This window comes from Blautia sp. HCP3S3_B11 (genome assembly GCF_052064435.1).
Taxonomy (GTDB): Bacteria; Bacillota; Clostridia; order Lachnospirales; family Lachnospiraceae; genus Blautia_A.
In genome coordinates, this window is the sequence record NZ_JBQHVP010000013.1 from 127476 (window position 1) to 139265 (window position 11790).

9 protein-coding genes are annotated in these 11790 nt (G+C 42.6%); all 9 read left to right on the plus strand.

Annotated elements, in window-relative coordinates; translation table 11 throughout:
- The first annotated feature begins 175 nt into the window (after positions 1 to 175).
- The gene (gene cooS / locus ACTNC0_RS11905; protein WP_062807832.1) at positions 176 to 2068 is read left to right on the plus strand and encodes an anaerobic carbon-monoxide dehydrogenase catalytic subunit; all 1893 of its coding nucleotides are present in this window, start codon (positions 176 to 178) and stop codon (positions 2066 to 2068) included.
- 44 nt (positions 2069 to 2112) lie between these two features.
- Positions 2113 to 2877: a nucleotide-binding protein gene (locus tag ACTNC0_RS11910; RefSeq protein ID WP_026648191.1), complete on the plus strand. Its 765-nt coding sequence runs from the start codon at positions 2113 to 2115 to the stop codon at positions 2875 to 2877.
- A 26-nt stretch (positions 2878 to 2903) separates the two neighbouring features.
- Positions 2904 to 5030, plus strand: coding sequence for an acetyl-CoA decarbonylase/synthase complex subunit alpha/beta (gene acsB, locus ACTNC0_RS11915; protein WP_441087543.1), 2127 nt, complete (start codon positions 2904 to 2906; stop codon positions 5028 to 5030).
- 438 nt (positions 5031 to 5468) lie between these two features.
- Complete coding sequence (acsD, locus tag ACTNC0_RS11920; RefSeq protein ID WP_173698005.1) at positions 5469 to 6413, plus strand: acetyl-CoA decarbonylase/synthase complex subunit delta; 945 nt, start codon at positions 5469 to 5471, stop codon at positions 6411 to 6413.
- Positions 6414 to 6435: 22 nt separating this feature from the next.
- Entirely contained in the window at positions 6436 to 7794 is a 1359-nt protein-coding gene (gene acsC / locus ACTNC0_RS11925) for an acetyl-CoA decarbonylase/synthase complex subunit gamma (protein ID WP_441087544.1), read from the plus strand.
- Positions 7795 to 7894: 100 nt separating this feature from the next.
- Entirely contained in the window at positions 7895 to 8680 is a 786-nt protein-coding gene (acsE, locus tag ACTNC0_RS11930; protein ID WP_008703879.1) for a carbon monoxide dehydrogenase/acetyl-CoA synthase methytransferase subunit, read from the plus strand.
- Positions 8681 to 8803: 123 nt separating this feature from the next.
- On the plus strand, positions 8804 to 10744 hold the full coding sequence (gene acsV / locus ACTNC0_RS11935) for a corrinoid activation/regeneration protein AcsV (RefSeq protein WP_441087545.1): 1941 nt from the start codon (positions 8804 to 8806) through the stop codon (positions 10742 to 10744).
- Positions 10745 to 10864: 120 nt separating this feature from the next.
- The gene (locus ACTNC0_RS11940; RefSeq protein WP_441087546.1) at positions 10865 to 11533 is read left to right on the plus strand and encodes a DUF3786 domain-containing protein; all 669 of its coding nucleotides are present in this window, start codon (positions 10865 to 10867) and stop codon (positions 11531 to 11533) included.
- Positions 11534 to 11663: 130 nt separating this feature from the next.
- The coding region (locus tag ACTNC0_RS11945) for a formate--tetrahydrofolate ligase (protein ID WP_441087549.1) at positions 11664 to 11790 on the plus strand (127 nt) is incomplete at its 3' end.

An 11790-nucleotide genomic window follows, 5' to 3' on the forward strand; every position in this document is an offset into this window, starting at 1 on the left:
TATTTTTTAAGTTAAATAACCCATGGGAGGGGATGGGATGGGTTATCACAGTTATCTTTAACGGAGCCAATTCTTCAGATATAGATAACCGGGATTTCCTGCCTGTGGGATTATTAATAAAATAAAAATGTGTATCTTAAAGGAATACACAAACCAGAATTAAAGGAGGTCTATAATGAGTGAATTCAAATTAACTACAGTGGAAGAGTTTGAAGAGGCTACTGCCAGACTTTTGGAAACAGGTGCAAAGGTTGGAGCTGACGCATGGCAGCTTCGTGTAAAAAACCAGACTCCACATTGTAAATTTGGTGAGCAGGGTGTCTGCTGTCGTATCTGTGCTATGGGACCATGTCGTATTACCCCTAAAGCACCAAGAGGTATCTGTGGATGTGACGTCCATGGTATCGTAGGAAGAAACTTCCTGAAATTTACAGCAGGTGGTGCAGCTACTCACTCTGATCACGGTCGTGAAATCTGCCACACATTATATTGTGCAAAAGACGGTGGAAACTATCAGGTAAAAGATCCTGAGAAACTGATCCGTATCGCAAAAGAATGGGGCGTAGAGACAGAAGGAAAAGATATCTATGATCTGGCTCATGAAATGGCTGAGACAGGATTGATGGAATATGGTAAACCATTTGGATATCAGAGATTCCTTGACAGAATGCCTGCAGGACAGAAAGAGAAACTGATTGAAAATGAAATTGCACCACGTGCGATCGACCGTGAGGTTTCCACTTCTTTACATATGGCTCATATGGGATGTTCTTCTCTTCCGGAAGCTCTTGTAAAACAGTCTATCCGCTGCGGTCTTGCCGATGGATGGGGCGGTTCCATGATGGGAACAGAGTTCTCTGACGTATTATTCGGAACTCCGAAGCCAATTGACACTGAAGCTAACCTTGGTGTAATGGTTGAAGAGAATGTAAACATCGTTGTACACGGACATGATCCGAGTCTTTCCGAGATGATTTGTGAATATGCAGACAGCAAAGAAATGATCGATTATGCAAAATCTGTAGGAGCAAAAGGAATCACTGTTTCCGGTGTATGCTGTACTTCAAACGAAGTAGCTATGCGTCGCGGTGTTCCGATGGCCGGTAACTTCCTGCAGCAGGAGAATGTAGTACTGACAGGTGCCTGCGAAGCGATCGTAGTAGATGTTCAGTGTATCTTCCCTGCATTAGGACCTTTAAGCAAATGCTTCCATACTAAATTTATCACAACTTCTCCGATCGCTCAGATGCCTGATGCTGAATTTATCAGATTCAATGCTGAGACAGCAGGAGAGAATGCAAAAGCAATCGTCAAGATGGCTATTGACAACTTCAAGAACAGAAAACCTGAACTTGTACATATCCCACAGCTGAAACAGAAAGCTACAGTTGGTTATTCCGTAGAAGCAATCGTTAAGGTTCTTGACGGTGTTACAAACTCTCAGGTTGATGAGACAGGAACAACCAAACCATTACTTGAGTGCATCACTTCCGGTGTTATCCGTGGTGCTGTTGCTATGGTTGGATGTAACAATCCTAAGATCCGTCCTGACTATGCACATATTGAACTGATGAAGAAATGTATCGCCAATGATATCGTTGTCATTGCTTCCGGATGTTCTGCACAGGCAGCTGCAAAAGCAGGTCTTATGGACAAATCTGCAAAAGATCTCTGCGGTGCAGGTCTGAAACGTGTCTGTGAACTGGCTGATATCCCACCGGTACTCCACATGGGATCATGCGTAGATATTTCCCGTATGATGATCCTTGCTGCTGAACTTGCAAAAGATGCAGGTCTTCAGATCAATCAGCTTCCTGTAGTTGGATGTGCTCCTGAGTGGATGTCTGAAAAAGCTGTATCCATCGGTAACTATGTAGTAGGTACTGGTATTGATACATTCCTTGGTGTTGATCCATATGTTTCCGGTTCTTCAGAAATGGGAGAGCTTCTTACAGAGGGAACAAGAAAATGGACAGGAGCTGCTTATACAGTAGAAACAGATATTGAGAAATTAGTTGATCTGATGATCGAAAGAATCGAAGAGAAGAGAACAGCATTAGGAATCTAATCTGCTGTGACCTTAAAAATGTAATAAAAGGTGGATGACGTAAAATGAAAATAGCAGTTACAGGAAAAGGCGGCGTAGGCAAAACTACTTTTGCAGCAACGCTGGCCAGGTTGTATGCAGCAGAGGGAAGACCGGTACTTGCAGCAGATGTGGATCCGGATGCGAATCTTGGTCTTGCATTAGGCTTTGATGAAGAAACACTGGATTCTATTGTACCAATTTCCAAAATGCGTAAACTTGTGGAAGAACGTACAGGTGCCACTGCGGGAAATCAGTTCTATCATCTGAATCCGAAGGTAGACGATATCCCGGAGAAATATGGTAAGGTCTGCAATGGCGTGCGTCTCCTTGTCCTGGGAACTGTCGAGACAGGCGGCGGCGGATGTGTATGTCCGGAGCATGTAATGCTGAAACGTATTATTAATAATCTGGTACTGAGAAGAGAAGATGTGGTAATTCTTGATATGGAAGCCGGCCTGGAACATCTCGGCAGAGGAACCACAGAAGGAGTGGACGCATTTATCGTAGTGATCGAACCGGGTGCAAGAAGTGTTCAGACATACAAGAATGTAAAACGTCTGGCAAAGGATCTGGGAGTAGCTCAGGTAAAGGTTGTTGCAAACAAAGTACGCAACGAGGATGACGAAAACTTTATCAGAGAACGGATTCCACAGGAAGATCTTTTAGGAATGATCCATTACAACACAGAAGTAATTGATGCGGACAGACAGGGAAAATCCCCTTATGACTTCAGCAAAACAGTTACTGATGAGATCATTAAGATAAAAGAAAAGATAGATCGTCAATAATCTCATATATTTAGGAGGTAAACAAAGTGACTTTATTTGAAAGTGTTTTTGCGGGAAATGACGCGGTTTATGGACTTACAGAGGGTGCCATCAACCAGGCAATTGAAAAATACGGCGCTGACAAAGCAGTCAGCTTCCCTGATACAGCATATTCTTTACCATGCTACTATGCAGTAACAGGAACAAAGGTTGGAACTCTTGCAGAGTTAAAAGATGCTCTTGCAGTAGTAAAAACTCTTATGACAAGAGAGAAAAGAACAAATGACGTATTTATGTCAGGCGTTGCTACAGCTCTCTGCGCAGAATTTATCGAAGTTCTGAAATATATTGACGGAGCAGTTCCTTATGAAGCTCCTTGCTACGGACATCTTGCAGATGCAGTGATCCGTGAACTTGGTGTACCGCTTGTAACAGGCGATATCCCAGGTGTAGCAGTTATCCTTGGAAAAGCTCCTTCCGCTCAGGAAGCAGCAGACCTTGTTAAATCCTATCAGTCTCAGGGTATCCTAATCACTCTGGTTGGTGACGTTATTGACCAGTTAGAGGAAGTTGGATACAAGACAGGTGCTAACGTACGTGTTATCCCGCTTGGAAAAGACGTTACAGCAGTTATCCATGTAGTATCTGTAGCACTTCGTGCAGCTCTTATCTTCGGTAACGTAAAACCAGGTGATGCTGCAACTCTGATGGATTACACAATGAAACGTGTACCTGCATTTGTTAATGCATTTGCACCGTTAAATGATGTGATCGTAGCTTGTGGTGCAGGCGCTATCGCTCTTGGATTCCCGGTTATCACAAACCAGGAAGATGTTGCAAGAGTACCGAAGAGCCTGATCTGCCAGAAAGACATCTCCAAATGGAATGCAACTTCTCTGGAAGCACGTGACATCAAGATTAAAATTACAAACATCGATATCCCGGTTGCTTTCGCATCTGCATTCGAAGGTGAGATTATTCGTCGTAAAGACATGCAGGTTGAATTCGATGGTTCCCGTGTAGACTGTGCAGAGCTTGTACATACATGTGATGCAAGTGAAGTAGAAGACCATAAGATTACAGTTGTTGGTCCGGAAGTAGACGACATGGAACTTGGCAGCAAGAACAGTATTGCATATGTTGTTAAAGTTGCAGGTAAAAACATGCAGCCTGACTTTGAACCTGTTATCGAGCGTAAGTTCCATAACTACATCAACTGTATCGAAGGTGTATACCATACAGGACAGAGAGATATGCAGAGAATCCGTATCAGCAAAGATGCATTTGCTGCAGGCTTCAAGATCAAACATATCGGTGAAGTTCTCTATACACAGGTTAAGAATGAATTTGACGCAGTTGTTGATAAATGTGAAGTTACTATTTATACAGATCCTGCTGAGTGTACAAGAATCCGTCATGAAGTTGCTATCCCGATCTTCGAGAAACGTGATGACCGTCTGAATACTCTGACGGACGAATCTGTAGATGTATATTACAGCTGTATCCTCTGCCAGGCATTCTCCCCGTCTCACGTATGTGTTGTTACACCTGAGAGACTTGGACTTTGCGGTGCCGTTTCATGGCTGGATGCAAAAGCTACCAACGAGCTGGATCCAAACGGGCCTTGCCAGGTAATTACAAAAGAAAGACCTATTGATGAGAATCTTGGTTCTTATGAAGATGTAGATGAAGCTGTTAAGAAATTCTCCCAGGGTGCATTAGAGCACGTTACACTGTACTCTATCATGCAGGATCCTATGACATCATGCGGATGCTTCGAGTGTATCTGCGGTATCGAGCCATTCTCCAATGGTGTTGTTATCGCTAACCGTGAGTATGCAGGCATGACACCTCTTGGAATGACATTCTCAGAAATGGCATCCATGACAGGTGGTGGTGTTCAGACACCTGGTTTCATGGGACATGGTAAACATTTCATCAGCTCCAAGAAGTTCATGAAGGCAGAAGGCGGTATTGAACGTATCGTATGGATGCCAAAAGAACTGAAAGAGTTTGTTGCTGAGCGTCTTAACAACACAGCAAAAGAACTCTACGGAATTGAAAACTTTACAGATATGATCGGTGATGAAACAATCGCTACTGATCCGGAAACACTGGTTGGATTCCTTACAGAAAAAGGTCATCCGGCATTAGCCCTTGATCCGATGATGTAAAGATGGTGGTTTTCCCGGAGGTATTATGTGAGTCATGCGGAGGCTTTTAATAAGCCTCCGGGTTTAAACGCTCAAAAGCGTATAGATAAAAACCATAGTATATTATATTTCAAGGACATACAGAATGTGATCGTGTGAAAGTACAATCGTTCTGTTTCGTAAAGACGGAATATGGCTGCCGTAATGATTTGCTGATAAAAAATATATGCGGAGTGTATGAAGAATCAGCAAAGTTCAGATATGGCAATTTGCCGAATTTATTTTTTTCAATTTGTTATGGAAAATAAAGGAAAGCTGTGAAATTGTTGTTTTTTTAACAAAATATGACAGACTGTACTTGTCAACGGGCAGGATAATGTTGTATACTACACATGACATGGTGTGTAAGTCTGCGAAAAGATACATACACACAGTAATTTTTTTAAGGAGGCCAAAAAAATGCCGTTTAATCAGAAACTTCAGAAATTCAATGCAAAGATTAATACAGTCACCATTGGCAGCGGAGATAAGACTGTAACAATCGGCGGAGACTCTACTTATCCATTTTATTCTTTTGATGCACCATCAGAAAACACACCTAAGATTGGTGTGGAAATCTCTGATATGGGTCTTGAGAATATTGTATCCGAAGGTATCAAAGCATACTATGACGGAGCTTCCACAATCGGAGAGATGGCTAAAAAAGCAGCAGCTATGGAAGGTGCTGACTTTGTAGCTCTTATCCTTGAAGGTGGAGATCCGAACGGTGTAAACAAATCTGTTGATGAACTCATCGCAGTTGTAAAAGAAGTTGCTGATGCAATTGATGCACCATTAGTAGTAGAAGGATGCAAGAACGTAGAGAAAGACGCTGAACTTCTTCCGAAAGTAGCTGAAGCTCTTCAGGGAAGAAATGTATTGATCCTTTCTGAAAAAGAAGAAAACTACAAAGCAATCGGTGCTGCAGCAGGACTTGCTTACGATCAGATCGTAGGTGCAGAATCTGCCGTAGATATCAACCTTGCTAAACAGCTTAACGTTGTAACTACTCAGTTAGGCGTTAACGCACAGAAGATCGTTATGAATATCGGCAGTGCTGCTGCCGGATATGGATACGAATACGTTGTATCTACAATGGACCGTATCAAAGGTGCAGCTTTATCTCAGAATGATAATATGCTGCAGATGCCTATCATTACACCGGTATCCGCTGAGACATGGGGCGTAAAAGAAGCTACAGCTTCTGAAGCTGACATGCCTGAATGGGGACCGGAAGAAGAGCGTGGAATCGATATGGAAGTTATGACAGCTGCTGCTGACCTTGCAGCCGGATCTGATGCAGTCATCTTAAGACATCCGGAAGCTGTTGCAACTATTTCCAGAATGATCAAAGCACTTGCGTAATTGAATAGGAGGAACAAATAAAATGGCACTGAATGGTATTCAGATCTTTAAATTAACACCAAAGAAAAACTGTAAGGAATGCGGATGCCCAACATGTATGGCTTTCTCTATGAAAGTTGCTCAGGGCGCTATGAAAATCGAACAATGTCCGCATATGTCTGATGAAGCTTTAGCATCTCTTTCCGAGGCAACTGCTCCGCCAATGAAGACAATCAAAATTGGTACTGGTGCAGAAGAACATAGTCTTGGTGGAGAAACAGTATTATTCAGACATGAAAAAACATTTGTAAGCAAGCCAAGATATGCAGTAGCTCTGTGCACATGTATGGATGATGCTGCAGTAGAGGCAAAGCTTGCAGAAATCCCGAAGGTAGATTATGACCGTATCGGCGAAAGAATGTATGCTGAACTTGTATATGTAAACTGTGGCGAAGGCGCAGATGCAGCTAAATATACAGCACTTGTAGAAAAAGCTGCAGGTCTTGGCAGAACTTTAGTTCTTGAATGTAAAGATCCTGAAATCGCAAAAGCAGCTCTTGCAGTATGCAAAGACAGCAAACCGGTCTTAAACGGTGCAGATGCTTCCAACTATGAAGCAATGAACGCAGTTGCTACAGAAGCAGGTGTTGTTCTCGGTGTATCCGGTAAAGACTTAAATGAATTATATGATACAACAGCAGCTCTTGAAAAACTCGGAAACAAGAACCTTGTTCTTGATACAACAGGCGCTGACATCAAAGAAACCTTTGCAAACACTGTACAGGTTCGTCGTGCAGCTCTGAAAGATCAGGACAGAACATTTGGTTATCCATCTATCGTAAACCTTGTTAAGATCGCAAAAGGTGACCTTCACTTACAGGCAGCTTTAGCATCTATGTTTACAATGAAATATGGTTCCATCATCGTTATGGAGCAGATGACATATGCAGAAGCTCTTCCATTATATGGTCTGCGTCAGAACGTTTTCACTGATCCGCAGAAACCAATGAAAGTTGAGCCAGGCATCTATCCATTAAATGGTGCTGATGAGAATGCAGTAGTAGTTACTACTGTAGACTTCGCTCTTACATATTTCGTAGTATCCGGCGAGCTGGAGCGTTCCGGTGTTCCGCTTAATCTGGTTATCAATGATGCAGGCGGACTTTCTGTACTGACATCCTGGGCAGCTGGTAAATTCTCCGGTAACAGCATTTCTGCTTATATTAAAGAGAATGTTGAACCGAAGGTGAAATCCAGAAAGCTTATCATCCCGGGTAAAGTAGCAGTTCTTAAAGGCGATCTTGAATCAAAACTTCCTGGATGGGAAATCATTGTTGGACCGAGAGAAGCTGTACAGCTCGTTAAATTCTTAAAAGATATGCAGGCTGACGGTCAGATCTGATCGGAATGACATGCCGGACCGGCCATGGAACCGGTCTGGCATTTAATAAGAAGCATACAGGTTATATCCTGTGTAAATAAATAAAAAGGAGAACACGGTTATGGCAAAATTTGTAACAATCGGAGAAAGACTTTCCACTACTGCACCTGCAGTAAACAAAGCATTTACAGAAAGAGATCCAGAGCCGATCATCAAAAGAGCAAAACAGCAGCTTGACGCTGGTGCTACTTACCTTGATGTAAACATCGGACCTGCTGAGAACGATGGAGAAGATCTGATGAAATGGGCAGTACAGCTCCTTCAGTCAGAGTTTGACAATGTTCCGCTTGCACTGGATACAACAAACAAGAAAGCTATTGAAGCTGGTATCTCTGTATATAACAGAGCAAAAGGAAAACCGATCGTTAACTCTGCTGATGCTGGTGACAGAATCACAAACATCGACCTTGCAGCAGCAAACGATGCCATCTGTATCGCACTTTGCTCTTCCGGTATGGTAGCAGCAGACAATGATGAACGTATGATGCACTGCCAGAACATGCTTGAAAGAGGTATGTCTCTTGGTATGGAAGCTGAAGATCTCTGGTTTGACCCGTTATTCCTGGTTGTAAAAGGAATGCAGGACAAACAGATGGAAGTTCTTGAAGCAATCAAAATGTTCTCTGATATGGGACTGAACTCCACAGGTGGTCTTTCCAATAACAGTAACGGTATGCCGAAACATATCCGTCCGATCATGGACTCTGCTCTTGTAGCAATGGCTATGATGAATGGTCTTACATCTGCGATTGTTAACCCTAACGACCTTCGTCTGATGGAAACTATTAAATCCTGTGATGTATTCAAAGGTAATACACTGTATGCAGATTCCTATCTGGAAATCTAATCAGTATTTCTGATAAGGCGTATTTGAATAAATTGAATACATAATTATGGGGGCTGAAGGCTTCGGTCTTCAGCCCTCGTTTTATTACAGGCTATTAACGACTATGAGAAAGGTGGTTGCCGAATGTTTAAGGTAACATTTTCATTCGAAGATGGCAGTGTGGTAGAAGCTTATGCCAATGCGGGGGATAATTTACTCGAGGTTGCACGTGGAGCCAATGTGGCGATTGATGCACCATGTTCCGGAAACGGAGCCTGCGGAAAATGCCGTGTCCAGTTAAAAAGCGGAGAACTGGAGAGCAAAAAGACATTACATATTTCTGATGTGGAATATCAGGAAGGATGGCGCCTTGCATGCTGCAGCAAGATCAGTGCAGATGTAAATGTGCTGGTACCTGATATTGCATCTGCCTATAAGAGCAGAATGAAAGTAGCTGATTTAAGCTCTAAAGAGGAAATAGCCATTTTTGAAAATGCCAAACGAGATGTGGAACTTGCTGGCATAGAACTGAAAAACAGTCTTGAGGTAGTGGATGTTGTCATGACTCCGCCATCTTTAGACGATACAATGCCGGATAATGAGAGACTGACTCGTGCCTTGCGCAAATATTTAAATATCAGCAGAGTCCGGATTCCTTATGCAGTTTTAAAGAAACTTCCGGATGTACTGCGAGAGAATAATTTTGCAGTGAAGTGTGTGATTCGTGCTACATCTGATGATATGTTTGTATATGATATTTTCGGTAAAGATGAAAATGTAGTGATCGGTGGTCTTGCAGTAGATATCGGTACAACAACCGTTTCAGCTGTACTGATTAATATGGAGAATGGTGATATTCTTGCAAAGAGTTCTGCCGGAAACGGACAGATTCGTTTCGGTGCGGATGTAATTAACCGAATCGTGGAATCACAGAAGCCTGGCGGACAGAAGAAACTGCAGGATGCTGTCATCAAGGAAACAATCAATCCTATGATCCATGAGATGTGCAGAAGTGCAAATTTCCCGACAAACCGTATATACAGGATGTGTGTAGCATCCAACACAACTATGAATCATCTGTTTGCAGGAATCAATTCTGATCCATTACGTACAGAACCGTATATCCCTGCATTCTTTAAGACCAATTCCCTTTTTGCTTCCGATGTGGGAATTGAGATTAATAAAGATGCCCATATTATTATGGCACCAAATATCGGAAGCTATGTAGGCGGTGATATCACAGCCGGTACAATGGTCAGCCAGATCTGGAACAGACCAGAGTTCTCACTGTTTATCGACCTTGGTACAAACGGAGAGCTTGTATTTGGTAACTCAGACTTTATGATGAGTTGCGCATGTTCTGCAGGCCCTGCCTTTGAGGGTGGTGATATCAGCTGTGGTATGCGTGCAACAGATGGCGCGATTGAAGCATGTACCATTGATAAAGAGACGATGGAGCCGACCTACAAGATCGTAGGTGATCCGGGAACCAAACCTGTAGGTTTGTGTGGTTCCGGTATCATCGACGTAATCAGTGAACTTTATATCTGCGGAATCATTAACCCGAAAGGTAAATTTATCCGCGAAGGTAAGAGGATCAAACATGATAAATATGGAATGGGAAGCTATATCCTTGCTTTTGAGGAAGAGGCAGGATCAGTAAAAGATGTCGAGATCACGGAAGTTGATATTGATAACTTTATCCGTGCAAAAGGCGCGATCTTCTCAGCTATCCGTACCATGCTGACTTCTCTGGACTTTGATGTGAGTATGATTGATGATGTCTATGTTGCAGGTGGTATCGGAAGTGGTATCAATATGCAAAATGCAGTCAACATCGGTATGTTCCCGGATATTCCAATCGAAAAATTCCACTATATCGGTAACTCTTCCCTGACAGGTGCATATCTTATGCTTCTGTCAACGCCGGCGGAGAAGAAGACATACGAACTGGCTTCTAACATGACATATATGGAACTTTCCACAGTTCCGATCTATATGGATGAATTTGTAGGAGCATGTTTCATTCCTCATACAGATACCAGTATGTTCCCGACAGTAATGGAAGAGGTTCAGAACCGCTGATATTTATACGGCATACGGCAGGTTACCGGGAGCGAACCGTAACGATTGCCGCGCCTGAATGAATAAAAAGTAACAGGGCAGGCAGGTATATTTTGTCTGTCCTGTCTGTGGAGACTTAGAATGGCTTTTAGCTTAAATGATTTAAATTATGAAAAAGACAGCAAGGAAAGAATGCCATGGGAGCATTATACACAGGAGTTTGCAGCGGCAGATCCCAAAGAAATAGCTTCAAGGCTGTCCATTCCTTACGATGAAGAAACAAAAACACTGACATTAACTTTTCTTGGAACACAGTATCAGATTACATGGCCGGATTTTACAGTAACACATACGCCGGATGATAGAGGCTTTTATCCGCTGGAAAATATGATTTATGCCAGAATCCTGACCATTCGTTTTCTCTTAAATGGAGTGAAATCTGAAAGTTCCGGAAAATTTAAAACATATCGTGAGATGCCATGGGGCGAGGTATATTTAAGACAGTTTGACGGCAGATGCATCAAACGTCTGGCATTTTCCTATGGAAATCGTCTGGGAGATTTCAAAGCAATTATGGAGCATATCAAGGCAGTTGCTGTAAAGCATGGTGATATTGCTTATGAAGTGGAGATTTTCCCGGAATACAAAGTGCAGATGATCCTCTGGGAAGGCGATGATGAATTTCCACCGTCTTCACAGATTCTCTTTTCTGACAACTTCCCTGTTTCTTTTCAGGCAGAGGATATGGCTGTTATGGGAGATGTGATCATCGGTTCACTGAAGGCATTTCTGAAATGCGTTCAGGCATAAATCTCGAATAAGACAGGCGGCACCTGTTTTAGATAAAAACCGTAATTATTCAGCACCTTGCGGGATAGCAGACTGCTGAATAGTTACGAAAAACCGACTTAAATGCGGAGAAAAAAGGAGGTAATTTGAAATGGGATTCAAATCAGACATTGAAATTGCACAGGAATGCGAAATGCTTCCAATCACTCAGATTGCAGAGAAGGCAGGTATTGATGACAAATATCTGGAGCAGTACGGAAAATATAAAGCAAAAATTG